The sequence below is a fragment of the Silanimonas sp. genome, from assembly GCF_044377035.1.
Taxonomy (GTDB): Bacteria; Pseudomonadota; Gammaproteobacteria; order Xanthomonadales; family Xanthomonadaceae; genus Silanimonas.
Map to the genome: position 1 here is coordinate 18,250 of NZ_JBILJW010000009.1, position 18,987 is coordinate 37,236.

At 70.2% G+C, this 18,987-nt stretch carries 14 protein-coding genes; 8 read left to right on the forward strand and 6 right to left on the reverse strand.

What is annotated here, in order from left to right:
• Positions 1-26: 26 nt before the first annotated feature.
• From ACIQ6S_RS06575 to ACIQ6S_RS06585, 3 genes are read right to left on the reverse strand one after another with little or no spacing between them, the layout of a single operon-like run.
• Positions 27-2,174, reverse strand: a complete 2,148-nt coding sequence (locus tag ACIQ6S_RS06575; protein ID WP_397607657.1) for a putative bifunctional diguanylate cyclase/phosphodiesterase — start codon at positions 2,172-2,174, stop codon at positions 27-29.
• A gap of 22 nt (positions 2,175-2,196) precedes the next feature.
• Positions 2,197-3,240 carry a saccharopine dehydrogenase family protein gene (locus ACIQ6S_RS06580; RefSeq protein WP_397607658.1) on the reverse strand — a complete coding sequence of 348 codons (1,044 nt, stop codon included), beginning with the start codon at positions 3,238-3,240 and terminating at the stop codon, positions 2,197-2,199.
• 13 nt (positions 3,241-3,253) lie between these two features.
• Positions 3,254-4,078: an SDR family NAD(P)-dependent oxidoreductase gene (locus ACIQ6S_RS06585; RefSeq protein ID WP_397607659.1), complete on the reverse strand. Its 825-nt coding sequence runs from the start codon at positions 4,076-4,078 to the stop codon at positions 3,254-3,256.
• 72 nt (positions 4,079-4,150) lie between these two features.
• Between ACIQ6S_RS06585 and ACIQ6S_RS06590 the strand changes: the two genes are divergently transcribed.
• The 3 genes from ACIQ6S_RS06590 (at position 4,151) to ACIQ6S_RS06600 (ending at position 7,954) form a co-directional block, all read left to right on the forward strand.
• The gene (locus ACIQ6S_RS06590) at positions 4,151-4,921 is read left to right on the forward strand and encodes a glucose 1-dehydrogenase (RefSeq protein ID WP_397607660.1); all 771 of its coding nucleotides are present in this window, start codon (positions 4,151-4,153) and stop codon (positions 4,919-4,921) included.
• 10 nt (positions 4,922-4,931) lie between these two features.
• A complete protein-coding gene (locus tag ACIQ6S_RS06595) occupies positions 4,932-5,630 on the forward strand; it encodes a glutathione S-transferase N-terminal domain-containing protein (RefSeq protein ID WP_397607661.1) in 699 nt (232 codons plus the stop codon).
• Between the two features lie 95 nt (positions 5,631-5,725).
• Positions 5,726-7,954, forward strand: a complete 2,229-nt coding sequence (locus tag ACIQ6S_RS06600; RefSeq protein WP_397607745.1) for a S9 family peptidase — start codon at positions 5,726-5,728, stop codon at positions 7,952-7,954.
• A gap of 10 nt (positions 7,955-7,964) precedes the next feature.
• On the opposite strand, the gene ACIQ6S_RS06605 is transcribed toward ACIQ6S_RS06600, so the two are convergent.
• Positions 7,965-8,627 (reverse strand): hypothetical protein, encoded by a 663-nt coding sequence (locus tag ACIQ6S_RS06605; RefSeq protein ID WP_397607662.1) that lies wholly within the window; start codon positions 8,625-8,627, stop codon positions 7,965-7,967.
• 229 nt (positions 8,628-8,856) lie between these two features.
• Here ACIQ6S_RS06605 and uvrD point away from each other — a divergent pair, with 229 nt between their 5' ends.
• Positions 8,857-11,040: a DNA helicase II gene (gene uvrD / locus ACIQ6S_RS06610; RefSeq protein WP_397607663.1), complete on the forward strand. Its 2,184-nt coding sequence runs from the start codon at positions 8,857-8,859 to the stop codon at positions 11,038-11,040.
• A 34-nt stretch (positions 11,041-11,074) separates the two neighbouring features.
• Here uvrD and ACIQ6S_RS06615 read toward each other — a convergent pair whose 3' ends face one another.
• Positions 11,075-12,922: a protein kinase gene (locus ACIQ6S_RS06615; protein WP_397607664.1), complete on the reverse strand. Its 1,848-nt coding sequence runs from the start codon at positions 12,920-12,922 to the stop codon at positions 11,075-11,077.
• A gap of 119 nt (positions 12,923-13,041) precedes the next feature.
• On the opposite strand from ACIQ6S_RS06615, the gene ACIQ6S_RS06620 reads away from it, so the two are divergent.
• Together ACIQ6S_RS06620 and ACIQ6S_RS06625 are read left to right on the forward strand one after the other, a co-directional pair.
• Positions 13,042-14,139, forward strand: a complete 1,098-nt coding sequence (locus ACIQ6S_RS06620) for a TRAP transporter substrate-binding protein (protein WP_397607665.1) — start codon at positions 13,042-13,044, stop codon at positions 14,137-14,139.
• Positions 14,136-16,088, forward strand: a complete 1,953-nt coding sequence (locus tag ACIQ6S_RS06625) for an alkyl/aryl-sulfatase (RefSeq protein WP_397607666.1) — start codon at positions 14,136-14,138, stop codon at positions 16,086-16,088. The genes ACIQ6S_RS06620 and ACIQ6S_RS06625 overlap by 4 nt, the downstream gene beginning before the upstream one ends.
• Before the next feature lie 15 nt (positions 16,089-16,103).
• Here the strand turns inward: ACIQ6S_RS06625 and xth are convergent, their stop codons facing one another.
• Positions 16,104-16,883, reverse strand: a complete 780-nt coding sequence (gene xth / locus ACIQ6S_RS06630; protein WP_397607667.1) for an exodeoxyribonuclease III — start codon at positions 16,881-16,883, stop codon at positions 16,104-16,106.
• A 97-nt stretch (positions 16,884-16,980) separates the two neighbouring features.
• Between xth and ACIQ6S_RS06635 the strand changes: the two genes are divergently transcribed.
• Positions 16,981-17,985: a diguanylate cyclase domain-containing protein gene (locus tag ACIQ6S_RS06635; protein ID WP_397607668.1), complete on the forward strand. Its 1,005-nt coding sequence runs from the start codon at positions 16,981-16,983 to the stop codon at positions 17,983-17,985.
• Entirely contained in the window at positions 17,982-18,986 is a 1,005-nt protein-coding gene (locus ACIQ6S_RS06640) for a diguanylate cyclase (protein WP_397607669.1), read from the forward strand. The genes ACIQ6S_RS06635 and ACIQ6S_RS06640 overlap by 4 nt, the downstream gene beginning before the upstream one ends.
• Position 18,987: the final 1 nt, after the last annotated feature.

An 18,987-nucleotide genomic window follows, 5' to 3' on the forward strand; every position in this document is an offset into this window, starting at 1 on the left:
CCGACCCGCCCGGGCGGGCCCGTGCTTCAGCCGCGCTGCGCCTTGATGTTGGCCACGACGTCATCGAACGGCGCCGGGCGGCCCAGCAGGTAGCCCTGCAGCTCACCACAGCCGTGCTCGGCGAGCCAGTCGCGCTGCGGCTCGGTCTCGACGCCTTCGGCCACGGTGTCGAGGCCGAGGCTGCTCGCCAGCAGGATCACCGAGGCGCAGATGGCCTCGTCGTCCGGGTCGCCGCCGAGGCCGCGCACGAAGCTGCGGTCGATCTTCAGGCGCTGGATCGGCAGGCGCTTCAGGTACGAGAGCGAGGAATAACCGGTACCGAAATCATCCACCGCGATGCCGACGCCGAGCTTCGCGACGCGACGCATCTGCTCGATGGTGCTTTCGGCGTTCACCATCAACACGCTCTCGGTCAGTTCGAGCTCGAACGCGCCGTGCGGCAGCGCGAACTCCTGCACGATGGCCTCGATGTCCTCGAGCAGGTGGTGGTGCAGCTGCGTGGCCGACACGTTCACCGCCAGTCGGACATCGCCCAGCCCCAGCGCGACCAGTTCGGCGTGACGGCGCGCGGCGTCGCGCAGCACCCAGCGCCCCACCTCCACCATCAGGCCGCTCTCTTCGAGGGCATCGATGAAGTGCCCCGGAGCGAGCAGTCCACGCTGCGGGTGGCGCCAACGCAACAGGGCTTCGAGGCCCTGCGCGCGGCCATCCCAGCGGAACTGCGGCTGGTAGTGCAGCTCGAACTCCTGCCGCTCGACGGCCTCGCGCAGCTGCGAAATCAGGAACAGGCGCTCGGTGGCGCCCTGGTCGAAGGCCGGCTCGTAGCCCACGGCGCAGTTCCGTCCGCGGGCCTTGGCCTGGTACATCGCGATGTCGGCGCGCTGCAGCAGGATGCCGGCCTCGTCGCCATGCTGGGGGCAGCGCGCGTAGCCGATGCTGGCGGTGACGTAATGCATCGAACCCGCCAGCTCGACCGGGCGGCGCAAGGCTTCGGTGATGCGGTCGACGACGCGCAGCACGTCGGTCTCCACTTCGCCGAGCAGCAGCACCACGAACTCGTCGCCGCCGAAGCGCGCCACGGTGTCGGTCTGCCGCAGGCAGCCTTGCAGGCGGCGCGCCACGGTACGCAGCAGCTCGTCGCCGGCGGCGTGGCCGAGCGAATCGTTGACCAGCTTGAAGTTGTCGAGATCGACGAACAGCACCACGAGGTTCAGGCCGAAACGTTTGCTCTCGCGCAGCGCCTGCGCGAGACGGTCGCGGAACAGCTGGCGGTTCGGCAGCGTGGTGAGTTCGTCGTGGGTCGCGCGGTGCGCCAGCGCCTGCTCGGTGGCCACGCGCTCGCTGACGTCGATCTGCGAACCAACGTAGTGGGTGAGCGTGCCGCTCGCGTCGCGCACCGGCGAGACGACCAGTTCGATCCAGTAGGCGCTGCCATCCTTGCGGAAGTTGCGCAGCAGCACCTGCCCGTCGCGGCCTTCGCGCAGGGAATGACGCAGGGTTTCCAGCCCGGGCTGCTCGCGCTCGGCGCCCTGCAGGAAATTGAGGTTACGGCCCAGCAGTTCAGCGGCGCTGTAGCCGCTCATGGCCTCCAGCGCGGAGTTCACGTACACGGTCGGCCAGCCGTCCTGCCGGGCATCGACGATGGCCACGCCGGTGGTCGTGGCGTCGAGCGCGCGCTTGAGCAGCGCGAGGCGGTCGATGGCACCGAGTTCCTCGCTGATGTCGGTGACGCCGCCGATGGCGCGCATCGGATGGCCGGCGGTGTCGCGCAGGATCATCAGTCGGTCGCGGGCATGGCCGGTGCTGCCATCGGGCTTGTCGAAGCGGTAGGCGATCTCCCATTCGACCATGCCGGTGTTCAGCGCCTGCGCGTAGCCCTGCCGGACGCGCTCGCGGTCCTCCGGGTGGACCTTGGCGAGCCAGTCGGCGATCTCGTGCGCCGCAGCGTCGGCGGGCAGGCCGAACATCCGGCAGAAGGCCTCGCTGCGCCACAAGGTGTTGCGCTCGAGGTCGGCGTCGTAGATGCCGTCACTGGTGGCGCGGGCGATCAAGGCGAAGCGCTCGCGCTCGCGGGCCTCGCGCCGACGGGCCCGCCACAGCGCCAACAGCGCCACGCCCATCGCAATGAGCAGCGCGAGGATGGCGAGGGTGGACGGTGACGCGCTTGCGGGCATGGGGGCTCCCTTGAAGACGCCCTCAGCCTACCAGCGTCACCCCCGGCAGGCCGAGTACGTAGTCGGCGCCCATCAGCATCGACGGGGTCTTGAAGCCGGGCTCGGCGCCGCCGTCGAGCAGGCGCTGCGTGATGCCCAGCGCGGCGGTCACCGTGAGGTCGTAGCCGTTCGGCGTGCGCAACTGGCGCTTCAGCTCACGGCCGTCGGCGGTGCGTGCCTCGCCCCACACCAGCGTGTCGGTCTTGCCGCGCTTCGACTCCGACGGGCCGCGCACGCTTTTCTCGACGCGTGCCTTCATGAAGCGCTGCACCGGACCGAGGCCCAGCAACGGCCGGACGAGGCGCAGTCGCCGCACGCGACCGATGACGGCCGGCGGCACCGCCATGTAGACCTCGATGTCCGGGATGCCGGTGCTGACGTAGGCCGTATAGACATCGCCCCACGGGATGGTCATGGCGGTGCGGGGCTCGCCGTCGCGATCGAAGGTTCGGTGCTTCCACGCCAGCGGCACCGTGGTCATCTGGCCGCCGATGCGGGCGCGCCCGCCCTTGCCGAGGCCCTCGACGCTGGTCTTGGCCGTGCCCGGGCTTGGGCCGCCGCCGGCTTCGAAGGCCAGGACGAGCGAGGTGGCCTCGGGGAGATCCCGCTTCAACTGCGCCGCAAGGCAGTCGGTGGGCACCACGTCAAAGCCGGAACCCGGCAGCACGACGATGCCGGCCGCCTTCGCCCGCGCGTCCTGCTGGTGGCAGTGCGCGAAGACATCGATCTCGCCGGTGATGTCGAGGTAGTGCGCCTTCGCGCGCAAGCAAGCCTCGAGCATCGGCGCGCAGGTTTCGGAGAACGGGCCCGCGCAGTGCAGCACCAGCGTGACGCCGCGAAGGCCCAGGTCGAGCGCGGCGGGCTCGAGGCCGAAGACGCGCACTTCGAGGCCGCCGAGCTCGCGCCCCATCGCCTCGAGCTCCTCGCGGCGACGGCCAGCGAGGATGGGCTTCATGCCGCGCGCCACTGCTTCCTTGGCCATCAGGCGGCCGGTGTAGCCGTTGGCGCCGTAGATCATCCACGTCATCGCATCGTCTCCGTCAGCTGCGGCGCATCGCGCCGGCAGTTTCCATCAGCTTCTTGAAGTACCAGTTCGGGAACCAGCGCTTGAGGCGCCAGCGCATCGGTTCGTGCTTCGTCGGCAGCACGAGGAAGGTGCGGGCCTGCAGGGCGGCGTAGGTCGCGTCGGCCACGGAATCGAGGGTGTCCGGGCTCTTGTCCATCATCCGCGAAGCCATGCCGCGCACCTTGGCGTCGCCGTGGAAGTTCTCGAGCAGGTTGGTGCGGAAGAAGGCCGGGCACAGCACGGAGACATCCACGCCGGTGCCGTGCATCTCGGCGCGAAGCTGCTCCGAGAAAGCCACCACGCCGGCCTTGGCCACGCCGTAGCTCATGATGCCGGGCGCGCCGGCGAGGCCCGCGAAACTCGCGGTGCTCACGACGTGGCCGCGGCCGCGTTCGACCATGCCGGACAAGAAGGCCAGCGTGCAGCGCACCACGCTGAGCAGGTCCACCTCGATCAGCCGCCGCCACTCGGCCATGTCGGTGCCGAGCAGCGCGCCGCCGCTGGCGATGCCGGCATTGTTGACGAGCACGTCGACACCGCCGACGGCCGCGTCGACCTCGGCCTTCAACGCGTCGACGGACGCGTCGTCGCCGACATCGGCCTGGAAGGCGAGGTGGCCGTCACCGGGCAGGCTCGACGCGGCCGCCTGCGCACGCGCGGGGTCGAGATCGACGCAGAGCAGGCGCGCGCCGTCGCGGGCGTAGCGCTGCGCGAGGGCGAGACCCAGGCCGCTGCCAGCGCCGGTGATGAGCACGCGCAGGCGTGCGGAGGAGGCGGGGTTCGTTGAGCCAGCAGCCATCGGCAGTCCGTACGGGGCGGTGTGGTAGGTTCCCGAGCCTAACGCAAAGCCCCCTTCGCGATGGAGTGAACGATGAGTGACGCCTCGACCCTGTTCTCGTTGGCCGGCCGCACCGCGCTGGTCACCGGCGCCTCGCGCGGCATCGGCGAATCGATCGCCCACCTGCTCGCCGCGCAGGGCGCGCACGTGATCTGCACCAGTCGCAAGGTGGAGGCCTGCGAGTCGGTGGCCGAGGCCATCCGCGCGGCCGGCGGCAGCGCCGAGGCCCGCGCCGTGCACATCGGCGATCCGGCCGCGATCGAAGCCCTGTTCGCCGCCCTCGACGCCGAGGGCAAGACCGTTTCGCTGCTGGTGAACAACGCCGCGGCCAACCCCTACTTCGGCCCGATGCTCGACATGGACCTCGTGGCCTACGAGAAGACCGTCGAAGTGAACCTGCGCGGCTACTTCTGGGCCACGGTGCAGGCCGCCAAGCGCATGGCGAAGGCCGGCGGCGGCAGTGTCGTCAACGTCGCCTCGGTGAACGCCAAGCGCCCGGCGCCCGGCCAGGGCATCTATTCGATGACCAAGGCCGGCATCGTCAACATGACCGAAGGCTTCGCCAAGGAACTCGCCGCGCAGAAGGTGCGCGTCAATGCGGTGCTGCCGGGCCTGACCGACACCAAGTTCGCCAGCGCCATCACCGGCAACCCGAAGATGATGGGGATGATGAGCCAGCTGATCCCGCAGGGCCGCGCCGCGCAGCCCGACGAGATCGCACCGGCGGTGCTGTTCCTGCTCAGCGATGCCGCGAGCTACGTGACCGGCACCACGCTCACAGTGGACGGCGGTTACCTGGCCTGAGGATCGCGCCATGATCGACCTGCACTACTGGCCCACGCCGAACGCCCACAAGGTCACGCTGCTCCTCGAGGAAACCGGCCTGCCCTACACCGTGCATCCGGTGAACATCGGCGCCGGCGAACAGTTCCGGCCCGAGTTCCTGGCCATCGCGCCGAACAACCGCATGCCGGCGATCGTCGACCACGCGCCGACCGACGGCGGCGCGCCGGTCAGCGTGTTCGAGTCCGGTGCCATCCTGCTCTACCTCGCCGAGAAGACCGGGCGCTTCCTGCCGGCCGACCTGCGCGGCCGCACGGCCACGCTCGAATGGCTGTTCTGGCAGATGGCGGGCCTGGGGCCGATGACCGGCCAATACGGGCACTTCCACGTCTACGCGCCGGAAACGATCCCCTACGCGCAGGAACGCTACGCCCGTGAAGCGCAGCGGCTGCTGGGCGTGCTGGATCGCCGCCTCGAAGGCCGCGACTTCCTCGCCGGCGAGGCGTACACCATCGCCGACATGGCCTGTTACCCGTGGATCTCGCCCTACGTGAAGGCGCCGCTCGACCTCGAGCCGCATGCGAACCTGCGCCGCTGGCGCGAGGCCATCGCCGCGCGCCCGGCCACGGCGCGCGCCTATGCGGTAGCGAAGGACCCCCGCTTCGCCCGGCCTGCCGAACTCAGCGACGAGCAGAAGCGCATTCTGTTCGGCATCACGCCGAAACCCTGATTCCTCCCGCCACGCACGACCACGACGGAACGCCGCGCATGCGCCTCCTTGCCACCCTCACCCTCGCCGCCTGCGGCGCCTTCGCCTCGCCCGCCATGAGCTCGACGCCCGCACCGACCGCTGCCACGCCTGCCGCCACGCCGCAGCGACTCACGCTCGAAGCCATCACCGGCGACACGCCGCTGTCCGGCCCGACACTCGTCCAGCCGAGGTTCTCCCCGGACGGCGCGCGCATCACCTTCCTCAAGGGCAAGGCCGAGAACCGCAACCAGCTCGACCTCTGGGCCTTCGACGTCGCCACGAAACAATCCGCGATGCTGGTCGATTCGAAGGCGCTGCTGCCAGAGGGCGAGGGCGAACTCAGCGACGAGGAGAAGGCACGCCGCGAGCGCCAGCGCACCGCCGCGCTGTCGGGCATCGTCGAGTACGCGTGGTTCCCCGACTCGCGCCGCCTGCTGTTCCCGCTGGGCGGCGAGCTCTACCTGTTCGACCTCGCCACGCCGGACGCCGGTGCGCGCAAGCTGACGTCCGGCGAGGGCTTCGCCACCGATCCGAAGGTCTCGCCGAAGGGCGGCTTCGTCAGCTTCATCCGCGGCCGCAACCTGTGGGTGGTCGAGGTCGGCACGGGCAAGGAGGCGCAACTCACTGCCGATGGCAGCGACGTGATCGGCAATGGCGTGGCCGAATTCGTCGCCGACGAGGAGATGAACCGCCACACCGGCTACTGGTGGGCGCCGGACGACAGCGCCATCGCCTTCGCGCGCATCGACGAGACGCCGGTACCGATCCGCGAGCGCTTCGAGATCTACCCGGACCGCACCGAGGTCGTGCGGCAGCGCTACCCCGCGGCCGGTGAGCCGAACGTGCTGATCCAGCTCGGCGTGATCGCGCCGACGGCCGGCGCCGACGTCCGCTGGATCGACCTCGGCGACGAGAAGGACATCTACCTCACGCGCGTGGACTGGGCCTCGCCGCGGCGCCTGCTGTTCCAGCGCCAGAGCCGCAACCAGCAGCAGCTGGCCCTCGTGGCCGCCGATCTCGCCAGCGGTGAGCAGGAGACGCTGGTCACCGAGCGCAGCGACGCGTGGGTGAACCTGCACGAGCTGCTGCACGTCTTCGCCGACGGCAGCCTTCTGTGGGGCAGCGAGCGCAGCGGCTTCCAGCACCTGTACCGGATGGATGCCGATGGCCGCGACGCCCGCGCGCTGACGCGCGGCAAGTGGATGGTGGAGGACCTGCTCGCGGTGGACGAGCCACGCGGCGTCGTCTACTTCAGCGGCACCAAGGACGGCGCGTTGGAGCGGCATGTGTACCGCGTGCGCCTCGATGGCCGCAGCGAACCGGAACGGATCACCCGCGACGCCGGCATGCATGCCGCGAGCTTCGATGCGAAGGCCGAGCGTTTCGTCTCGCTGTGGTCGAACGCCACCACGCCGCCGCAGACCCAGCTCTTCGACCGCGACGGCGCGCTGCTCGCCACCCTCGTCGAGAACACGCTCGCGGAAGGGCACCCCTACTTCGCCTACCGGGGCATCCACGCACCGGTGGAGTTCGGCACGCTGAAGGCCGCGGACGGCCGCACCGACCTGAGCTACAGCCTGATCAAGCCGCCGGGCTTCGACGCGCGGAAGAAGTACCCGGTCGTGGTCTACGTGTACGGCGGCCCGGCGGCGCAGACCGTCACCAACAGCTGGCCGGGGCGCGGCGACCACTTCTTCAGCCGCTACCTCGCCCAGCAGGGCTACGTGGTGTTCTCGCTCGACAACCGCGGCACGCCGCGGCGCGGGCAGGCCTTCCTCTCGGCGCTCTATCGCAAACAGGGCACGGTCGAGGTGGAAGACCAGCTCAACGGCATCGCCTGGCTGCGCGCGCAACCGTGGGTGGATGCGCGCCGCATCGGCGTGCACGGCTGGAGCAACGGCGGCTACATGACCCTGATGCTCTTGGCCCGCAGCCGCGGCGCCTATGCCTGCGGCGTCTCCGGGGCGCCGGTGACCGATTGGGCGCTGTACGACACGCACTACACCGAGCGCTACATGGACCTGCCGCAGGCCAATCCGGAGGGCTACGACAAGGCGCGCGTTCTGGCCCACATCGAGGGCCTCACGGAGCCGCTGCTGCTCATCCATGGCATGGCCGACGACAACGTGCTGTTCTCCAACGCCACGGTGCTGATGAGCGCCCTGCAGCAGCGCGCCCAGCCCTTCGAACTGATGACCTACCCCGGCGCGAAGCATGGCCTGCGCGGGGCCGATGCCCTGCACCGCTACCGGATGACCGAGGCCTTCTTCGGGCGCTGCTTGGGCGCGGAGCCCTCGTCCTGAGCCTCACGAGTCATCCGCCGGGCCTCACGGGCGTTTCGAAATAGCGCCCCAGGGCGGTGTCGAATGGATGCGTGCGCACATCGACCGGTTGCACGCCACGGAGGACTACATGCAGGAGGGCGAAGGCCTCGGCGTTCTCGTCGCGCACGTCGAACTCGACCCGGTGGCGAAGACCGTCGATGCCATCTTCGGGAACGGGCACCCGAGCCACTTGGGAAAGGCCGGCCGACGACGACATCACTGCATGGAAGCGGCGTTGCCCCCCATCACGGGCGGCAAACACCCACCCCCACCGATCACGCCCCATGCGTCGCAGCTCGGCGTCGGAGCAACCGCAATCACCCTCGTTACCCGCCGGCAGTCCGCGCAACTTGGCAACGGCGCGCCAGCCCCCCTCTGTCGCCGACTCGGCCACGATCGCTGCGAACACGCCGCGACGCCGCCCGGATTCGGGCAACGCGTAGGCATGGAGGAAGACCCGCTCACGCCCGTCCTGAGGGCGCGATGCCGGCAGGCCAGGCCGCAGGCAGATCTCATGCACCGCGCCATCGGCCGCAAGGTCCGAGGGCCAGCATCCTCGTTCGGCATCGAATGGCCGGCCCGTCAGCAGGCCCATGAGCGCCGGAACGGGCGCCGTGAAGCCCGCCGCTTCGGCGGCCGTGGCGGGGGACAAGGGGGCCGTCGCATCCGTGTGCGGTGCGGGATCCGCACACGCAACCAAGGCGAGCGCGCATACCAGCGCGGCGCCGGCGAAACGGCGGTGGACAGCATGCCGGTGTTGCATCGGTCGTCCTTGCGGGGCGGGGCGAGTTCTGCATCGTGCCAGTCCCGCGCGCAAACGCGTGGGGGGCCACCCGCCGGCTGGCGGATCACCCGTGCCGCGCGTCGGTAGAATCCGAGGCATGGACGTCTCCTTTCTCCTCGACGGGCTGAACGAAGCCCAGCGCGAGGCCGTTTCCGCGCCGCCGGGCCACTACCTCGTGCTCGCCGGCGCCGGCTCCGGCAAGACCCGCGTGCTCACGCACCGCATCGGCTGGCTGCATGCCGTCGACGGCGTGCCGCTGTACGGCCTTCTCGCCGTCACCTTCACCAACAAGGCGGCGCACGAGATGCGCCACCGCATCGCCGCCACGCTCGGCGTGGAGACGCGCGGCCTGTGGGTGGGGACCTTCCACGGCATCGCCCACCGCCTGCTGCGCCTGCACTGGCAGGAAGCGGGGCTTCCGGAAGGCTTCCAGATCCTCGACGCCGACGACCAGCTGCGGCTGGTGAAGCGCGTCATCGCCGATCTCGACCTCGATGATTCGCGCTTTCCGCCGCGCCAGGTCGTGTGGTGGATCAACGCCCGCAAGGACGAAGGCCAACGGCCCGAGCACATCCAGGTCGCCGGCGGCGACTACATGGGCAAGGAGATGCTGCGCGCCTATGCCGAGTACGAGGTGCGCTGCCGCCGCGCCGGGCTCGTCGACTTCGCCGAGATCCTGCTGCGCGCGCACGAGACCCTGCGCGACCACGAGGCGCTACTGGCGCACTATCAGCGCCGCTTCACCCACCTGCTGATCGACGAGTTCCAGGACACCAACGCCATCCAGTACGCCTTCGTGCGCCTGCTGGCCGGTGCGCGCGGCCAGGTCTTCATCGTCGGCGACGACGACCAGGCCATCTACGGCTGGCGCGGGGCCAAGGTCGAGAACGTGCAGAAGGTGTTGGCCGACTACCCCGGTGCACGCACGGTGAAGCTGGAGCAGAACTACCGCAGCACCGGCACAATCCTCGCCGCGGCGAACGCGGTGATCGGCCACAACACCGACCGGCTCGGGAAGAACCTGTGGACCGAAGCCGGCGACGGCAACGCCATCGACGTCTACGCCGCGTACAACGAGATGGACGAAGCGCGCTACATCGTCGAGCGCGTGCGACAGCACGTGGCCGCCGGTGGACGGCTCGTCGACTGCGCCATCCTCTACCGCAGCAACGCGCAGTCCCGCGCCATCGAAGAAGAATTGCTGAAGACACAGGTGCCCTACCGCGTGTACGGCGGGCAACGCTTCTTCGAGCGTATGGAAGTGAAGGATGCCCTCGCCTACCTGCGCCTGTTCGCTTCGCGTAGCGACGATGCGGCCTTCGAGCGCGCGGTGAACACGCCGCCGCGCGGCATCGGTGAAAAGACGCTGGACGAAGTCCGCCGCGCCGCTCGCGAGGGCGCCGAACCGCTGTGGAACGCCGCTCGGCGGCTGTCCGAGTCCGGTGCGCTGGCTGCCCGCGCGCGCAATGCACTGGCTGCGTTCCTCGACCTCGTCGATCGCCTGGCGGATGACGCCTGCGACCTCGACCTGCCGGCGCAGGTCGAGAAGGCCATCACCGACACCAAGCTGCGCGAGCACTACGACAAAGAGGGCAAGAACCAGCTCGACTCGCGCATCGACAACCTCGACGAACTCGTCTCGGTGGCCAGCCGCTATGCGCGCACCGAAGACGTCGACGCCGACATGCCCGAGCTGATCGCCTTCCTCGGCTATGCCGCCCTTGAAGCGGGCGAATCGCAGGCCGATGTCGGCAGCGACGCGGTGCAGCTGATGACCCTGCACACCGCCAAGGGCCTGGAATTCCCGTTCGTCACGCTGGCTGGCGTCGAGGAAGGCCTGTTCCCGTCGATCCGCTCCACCGAAGGCGATCGCCTCGCGGAAGAGCGGCGCCTGGCCTATGTCGGCATCACCCGCGCGCGTGAGCAGCTGCTGATCACCTATGCCGAATCGCGCCGCCTGCATGGGCAGGAACTGCTCGGCGCGCCCTCGCGCTTCCTGCGCGAAGTGCCAGCGGCGCTGCTGCGCGAGGTGCGCCCGAAGGTGGCGGTGTCACGCCCCGGCAGCACCAGCGCGTGGGCCGGCGAGCGCGACGTCCAGTACGCCGATACCACGCCATTGAAGGGCTTCAAGCTTGGCCAGCGCGTCAAGCATCCGAACTTCGGTGTGGGCGTGCTGAAGAGCGCCGAAGGCAGCGGCAACCACGTGCGCGTGCAGGTCGATTTCGAGAACGGCGGCGCGAAGTGGCTGGTGCTGGCCTACGCGCCGCTCTCGGCGGCCTGAGCGCGACTTGTGCCGCGGGCTTCGCAAAGCCCGCTCAGCGCCCGTCGGGCGTCCCCACCACGCCGTCCAACTGCCCGCGGATCGCTTCGCCGGCCTTCGCATCGGCATTCATCGCGGTGTACTCGACACGCGAGCGGAAGCCCGGGCCCAGCGCACGCCCGGCCGGGCCGAAGGCGCGCACGCTGAGCTGGCCGATCACCATCTCGCTGCTGCGGCCGTAGTACTGCAACTGCTGCGTGCCGGTCTGGTCGAAACTGACGCGGATGATTCGGTCGGCGCCGTCGGGGTTCTCGGTGAGCTGCCAGCCGGCGTTGCTTGCGCGATCTTCGATCGCCTGCACCACCGGGATGATGATCGCCGGGTCGCCGCTGCCCACCACGGCCACGATGGTGGCCGCACGCGCGGCAGCGCGACGCTCCTGCCGGGCTTCGCGGCGCTCGGCCACGGGAGCGGGCGGTGGCGCGCCCACCGACGGGTCGACGAGGGTGCCATCGGCCGGCGGATTCGCGGCGGCCTCCGTACCCACCGCGGCCACGGCGGCAGCCGCGGCGGTCGTCGCCGTGGCCAGTCCGCTGCCGTCGGCAGCGGTTTCCGTCGTCGGCACCGGCGCGCCATCGCCGGCCCCTCCGTCCGCAACCACGGCGGCGGTGGGCGGCTCGATCGGCGGCGCAGCCGTCGGGGGCGTGACCGCGGCCTCGGCGGTGGGCGTCGGGGATTCAGCAGATTCAGCAACCGGCGCTCCGGCCTCCGCCGCAGGCGCGACGAAGAAGCGATAGGCGCCGAACGCCGCCGCGCCCAGCACACCGAAGAGCAACACGCCGGCCACGACCATCGGCGCCTTCGACGGCGCGCTGCCGCGCACTGGCGCCGGCGCGGGCGGTGGTGAGCCCCCGGGGATCGTCGGCGGCTCGCTCGGGCCCGCCGCGTTGGACGGGCTGGAGCCGACAACCGGCGGCGGCGTCGGGCGGCGCTTCGCGGTGGGCGTGGTCGGCGGTGCGGAATACAGCGTCGACGCTGCACCGCTGGGCTTGCGTACCTGCAGCCCGAGCTGGGTGCCCTTGCCGGCGACGAGCGGATGCAACTCGAGGTCGTCGATCAGGTCGGCGGCGCTCTGGTAGCGGTCACCGGGATCCTTCGCCACCAGCTTGGTGAGGATGGCCGCCGTGCTGGCGTCGACTTCCTTGTTGATGCCGCGGATGTCGGGAATCTCGGCCTGCACGACGTCGAGCATCAGCTTCAGCGGCGACTCGTCGGAGAACGGCAGCCGGCCGGTGAGCGACTCGAACATCACGATGCCCAGCGCGAACAGGTCGGAGCGCGCGTCCACGGACTTGCCGAGGCAGATCTCCGGCGAGAGGTAGCCCGGCGTGCCGACGAACTCGCCGGTGCCGGTGAGCTTGGCGTCGAACTCCTGCCGGGCCAGCGCGATGCCGAAGTCGGCGATCTTCACCCGCCCGCGCAGGTCGAGCATCAGGTTCGCCGGCTTGATGTCGCGGTGCACGACGCCGCGCTCGTGCGCGGTCTGCAGGCCGCGCGCCGTTTGCAGCAGGATCTTCAACACGTCGGCGATGGGCAGCCGGCCCTCGCGCTTGATCAGCTGCGAGAGGCTCTCGCCCTCGACGAACTCCATCGCGAAGAACGGCTGGTTGTTCTCCTGGCCGATGAAATAGACCTGGATGATGTGCGGATCGTTGAGCGCCGCCATCGAGCGCGCTTCGCGCAGGAAGCGCTCGACGAGGTTGTGGTCGTGAGCCAGCGCCGGCGAGAGCTCCTTGATCGCGACGTAGCGCGTCAGCGCCGGCTCGTAGCCCTTGTAGACGACGCCCATGCCTCCGCGGCCGAGCTCGGCGACGATTTCGTAATGCCCAAGGCTTTCTTTCATGGTGGAGCGTCCGACGCGTCAGGGGGAGTGGGGGAATCCTACGCCCTCGGGGCGGGCCTGCAACGCGGCCGCGACGGGCCCCGTTGCTACACTCGGGCGATCGAACTGGAGGGGCAACGATGAAGCGTCGCGACATCCTGAAGGGCGTGGGCATGGCCGCCGCCGCCGCGGGCCTGGCGGCCTGCAGCCAGTCCGGCCAAAACACCGGAGCAGCGGTCGCGGACGAAGGCCCGCGCCAATGGAAGATGGTGACGAGCTGGCCGACCAACTTCCCCGGCCTGGGCACCGGCGCGGCGCGTTTGGCCGAGCGCATCACCCAGGCGACGGGCGGACGAATCACGGTGAAGGTGTTCGGCTCCGGCGAGCTGGTGCCCCCTTTCGAAGTGTTCGACGCCGTCAGCCGCGGCACCGCCGAGATCGGCCACAGCGCCGCCTACTACTGGAAGGGCAAGGCCGCGGCGGCGCCATTCTTCTGCGCCGTACCCTTCGGCCTGAACGCGCAGGAGATGACGAGCTGGCTTCGCGTCGGTGGTGGCCTCGAGCTGTGGCGCGAACTCTACGCGCCGTTCAACCTCGTGCCCTTCCCCGCCGGGAACACCGGCGTGCAGCTGGCCGGCTGGTTCCGCAAGCCGATCAACGGCATCGGCGACCTGCAGGGCCTGAAGATGCGCATCCCCGGCCTCGGCGGCGACGTGCTGCAGGCCGTCGGCGGCGTGCCGGTGAACCTGCCCGGCGCCGAGATCTTCAGCAGCCTGCAGAGCGGCGCCATCGACGCCGCCGAGTGGGTGGGCCCCTACAACGACCTCGCCTTCGGTCTGCACCGCGTGGCCAAGTACGCCTACTACCCCGGCTGGCAGGAGCCCGGCCCGACGCTCGAGGCGATGTTCAACAAGGCCGCCTTCGACGCGCTGCCGGACGACCTGAAGGCCATCGTCGACGCCTGCTGCGCCGCGGTGAACGACGAGATGCTCGCCGAGTACACCGCGCGCAACCAGCAGGCGCTCGACAGCCTGGTGCGCGAGCACGGCACGCAGTTGCGCCGCCTTCCCGACGACGTGCTCGGCGCCCTGAAGCGCGCCGCCGACGACGTGCTCGACAACCTCGCCAACAGCGATCCGTTCGCCCGCCGGGTATGGAACTCGATCCGCGCCTTCCGGGCCCAGGCGCAGGCCTGGCACTCGGTCTCCGAAGAGGCCTACTACCAGGCACGGCGATGAACGCGCGCCGCGCCGCATTCGCCGTGCTGCTGGCCGGCCTCGCCGGTTGCACACCTGCACCGCAGGGTGGCGGCGGCGTGGACGCCGGCGTCGCGGCGCAGCACGACGCCCTTCGCTCGAACCTCGACCTTGAGGACACGCAGGCCTTCGAGGACGCCAAGCGCGGCTTCATCGCCGCACCGTCGGGCGTGGTGCGCGATGCGGCCGGCGAAGTGATCTGGGATTTCGCCGCCTTCGATTTCGTCGACGGCGAAGCCCCACCCACGGTGAACCCCAGCCTGTGGCGGCAGGCGCGGCTCAACAACCACGCCGGCCTGTTCAAGGTGACGGACCGCATCTGGCAGCTGCGCGGCTTCGACATCGCCAACCTGTCGTTGATCGAAGGCGAGAGCGGCTGGATCGTCGTCGACCCGCTCACGTCCAAGGAAACGGCCGCCGCCGCGATGGCCTTCGCCCGCCAGCACCTCGGCGACCGCCCGGTGAGCGCGATCGTCTACACCCACAGCCACGTCGACCACTTCGGCGGCGTGCTCGGCGTAATCAGCGCCGAGGAGGCCACGGCGCGGCAGGTGCCGATCGTGGCGCCCGGCGGCTTCATGGAAGAAGCGACCAGCGAGAACGTGCTGCTCGGCGTGGCCATGGTTCGCCGCTCCGAATACATGTACGGCAAGCACCTCCCGCGCGATGCGCACGGGCTGGTCGACAACGGCCTTGGCAAGGCGGTGGCCTACGGCAGCATCGGGCTGCTGCCGCCGACGCTCGTGGTCTCGAAACCCACCGAAGAACACGTCATCGACGGCGTGCGCTTCGTGTTCCACAACGTGCCGGGCACGGAGGCGCCCTCGGAGTTTACCTTCGCACTGCCCGAGCTCAAGGCCTTCAACGGCGCGGAGCTGGTCAGCCAGACGCTGCACAACCTCTACACGATCCGCGGCGCCAAGGTTCGCGACGCCCTGCGCTGGGCCAACGACATCGACGCCACGGCCGAACGGCTGGGCGACGCCGAGGTACTGTTCAACCAGCACCACTGGCCGGTGTGGGGCAATGACGAGATCCGCGGCTTCCTCGCCGCGCAGGGCGATGTGTACCGCTACCTGCACGACCAGACGGTGCGCCTGATGAACGCCGGGCTGACGGCCCCCGAGATCGCGGAGACGCTCGAACTGCCCGAGGCGCTCGATCGCCACCTCGCCACCCGCGGCTACTACGGCACGGTGCGCCACAACATCAAGGCGATCTACCAGTTCTACCTCGGTTGGTACGACGCCCACCCGGCCAACCTCGATCCGCTGCCGCCGGTCCCCGCCGCGCAGGGCTACGTGGCGCTGGCCGGCGGCATGGGGCCGTTGCTCGACGCCGCCCGCGCCGCGCAGGGCCGCGGCGAACACCGCTGGGCCGCAGAGCTGCTGAAGCACGCCGTCTACGCCGAGCCCGGCAACACGGCGGCCCGCGGCCTGCTGGCCATCAGTTTCGAACAGCTCGGCTTTGCCGCCGAAGCGAGCACCTGGCGCAATGCCTACCTGGCGGGCGCGCAGGAGGCCCGCGACGGCGCCCCGGCCAAGGGGTTCTCGCCGACGCGCATGCGCGAACTGCTGGCCCGGACGCCGGTGGAACGCTTCCTCGAGCGCATGGCCGCGTCGATCGACGGCCCGGCCGCCGGCGACCTCGATCTCACCATCAACCTCGTGCTCACCGATCGCGGCGAAAGCCACGTCCTGCAGCTGCGCAATGGCGTGCTGCGGCATCGCGCGGCACCGGAGGACCCGTCGGCCGACGCCACGCTGCGGCTCACCCACGCGGTGTTCCTCGACATGATGACGGGCCAAGCCGGCGCGGGTGCGCTGCTCACCTCGGACGAGGTCACGATCGAAGGCAGCACCCTCGACCTCGGCCGCTTCTTCAGCCTCGTCGAGAAGCCGCCGGGCAACTTCCCGATCCTGTCGCGCTGAGGGCGCGACGCCGGCTCAGCCGAGCGTCACCATGGCCGGCGCGTGGTCGGAGGGGCGCTCCCAGGTGCGCGGCTCGCGGTCGATCGAGGCCTCGGTGCAGCGGCCGGCGAGCGCGGCCGAGAGCAGCACGAGGTCGATGCGCAGGCCGAGGTTGCGGCGGAAGCCCGCAGCCCGGTAATCCCACCAGCTGAACACGCCGCCGTCCTCGTGCTTCAACCGGTAGCTGTCGACGAGACCGAGGTCGAGCAGCCGCCGCAGCGCGGCGCGTTCGGCGGTCGAGGTCAGGATGCTGTCGTCGTTCCAGGCCTTGGGGTCGTGCACATCGCGGTCGTCCGGCGCGATGTTGAAATCGCCCAGCACCACGAGGTTCGGGTGCCGCGCGATCTCGCTGGCCAGCCAGCCGTGCACGGCGTCGAGCCAGCGCAGCTTGTAGTCGTACTTCTCGCTGCCGACGGCCTGGCCGTTGACCACGTACAGGTTGACGATGCGCAGGTCGCCGACGGTCGCCGCGATCACCCGCTTCTGCTCGTCGGCGAATCCGGGGATGCCGGCTTGCACATCGGTGGGCGCGAGGCCGCTGCCGCTTCGCACCAGGATCGCGACGCCGTTGTAGGTTTTCTGCCCGGCGAACACCGAGCGGTAGCCCAGCGCGGCGATCTCGCTGTCGGGGAACCGGTGGTCCTCGAGCTTGGTCTCCTGCAGGCCGACCACGTCGGGCTGGCGGGAGCCGAGCCAGGCCAGCAGGTGCTCCTGCCGGGCGTTGAGGGAGTTGACGTTCCAGCTGGCGATCTTCATGCCCGAAGTGTAGCGGCCGCGCCCCGGCGTTTGATCCCGGTCGGATTGCATGCACGCCCGGAACCGCTACGCTCGGCGACTGGACGCCCGGAAACCCATGCCGCCTCTCTTCGCCCGCCTGCTGGTCCGACTGCGAAAGGACTTCCGCCTCAGCATCATCACCGTCTTCGGGGTGTGCGCGGTGGTGGCGATCGCGCCGTTCGCGGCCCTGCGCTTCGCGCAGGGGCAATGGCTGGCGGGCGTTGTCGACGCGCTGATCGTCTTGGGCATCGTCGGGCCCTCGATTTACGCGTGGCGGGGCGGCAACCTCGATCGCGCGGGACTGTGCATCGCCGTCACCAACACGATAGGCGCCTTGCTGATCGTCGCGCTTCTGGGGCGGACCGGAGTCTACTGGCTGTTCCCCACCCTGCTCGCGAACTCGTTCCTGATCCGCCCCGGCATCGCCGGCAGCCTCGCGCTGGGGGCGGTCGCGCTGACGCAGCTGCAGCCGGACGCATTCGAATCCCCCGGTCAACGGCTCACGGTCACGACCACCCTGCTGCTGGTCTCGCTGTTCGCCTTCATCTTCGCGAAGCGCACGGCAATGCAGCGCAGCGCGCTGGAGGAGATCGCCTCGCTCGATCCCCTCACGGGCGCACGCAACCGACGCGCCATGGAGGAAGAGGTCGCGATCGCGCTGAACGCCCACCAGCGCACCGGGCGCCCGGTGACCCTCGCGCTGCTCGACCTCGACCACTTCAAGCGCGTCAATGACCGCCACGGCCACGAGGCCGGCGACCGCCTGCTCTGCACCTTCGTTGAGCTCGTGCGTCGCTCGACGCGCGCGACCGACCGCCTGTTCCGTTTCGGTGGCGAGGAGTTCGTCCTCCTGATGGAGCACACCGATGAGATCGGCGCGATGCGCGCCTTCGCCAACCTGCAGCGCCGCATCCACGAGGACCTGCGCGCCGGGGGCGAACCCGTGACGGCCTCCATGGGCGCCGCGGTCCTGCGCCATGGCGAGAGCCGCGATGCCTGGTTCGCCCGGGCGGACGCCGCGCTGTATCGGGCCAAGCAGAACGGCCGCGACCGCCTCGTGCTCGACGAGACCGCGCCATGACCCCGCGCGCCTTGCTCGCCCTGCTGCGGCAACGCACCCGGTCGGACTTCCGCCTGGGGGTGTACGTCGTGTTCGGGGCGCTGGCCGTGCTGATCCTGCTGCCCATCGCCTTCGTGCGCCTAGCTCAGGGAGCAACGCTGCACGCCGCCGTGGATTTCGCCGTGGTTTCCTTCATCGTCGGCGCCACGGTGCATGCGTGGCGCGGCGGCGACCTCGAACGCCTCGGCGTGTTCGTGGCGTTCGCCGTGGCCTCGGGCGGCTGCCTGGTGGCCACGATCAGCCCCGCGGGCCTGTACTGGCTCTACCCCATCGTGATGGCCATCGCCTTCATGGTGCGGCCGCGCGTCTCCATCCCGCTCTATGCCGGCGTGGTCCTGTGGCTGGCGATCGAAGGTGACGCGCTCGCGCAGACCGGGCAGCCGCTCGCGGCCCTGGCCGCGATCATCGTCAACGGCGTGTTCGCGATGATCTTCGCGGAACGCACCGGCGAGCGCCGCGTGCAGCTCGAACAGTTGGCGACGCTCGATGCCCTGACCGGCGCCGAGAACCGGCGCGCCCTCGAGACCGAGCTGGAAGTCGCCATTGCCGGCTTCCGCCGCGACGCCCGCCCAGTGGCGCTCGCGGTGCTCGACCTCGACCATTTCAAGACCATCAACGACCGCTTCGGCCACGACGAAGGCGACCGCGTGCTGCAGCGCTTCGTGCAGCTCGTGCAGGCCTCGGTTCGCCGCACCGACCGCCTGTACCGGTATGGCGGCGAGGAGTTCGTGCTGCTGATGCCAGCCACCGACGAGCTCGGCCTGCAGCTCGCGATGAGCCACCTGCGTTCGCAGATCCGCAACGGCCTCGCGGTGCGCGGCGAACCGGTGACGGTCTCGATCGGGGGCGCCATCCTGCGCACGGGCGAGAAACGCGAGGCGTGGTTCGCCCGCGCCGACGACGCCCTGTACCGGGCAAAGCAGGCCGGACGAAACCGGCTGGAAATCGACGGCGCGGACTGAG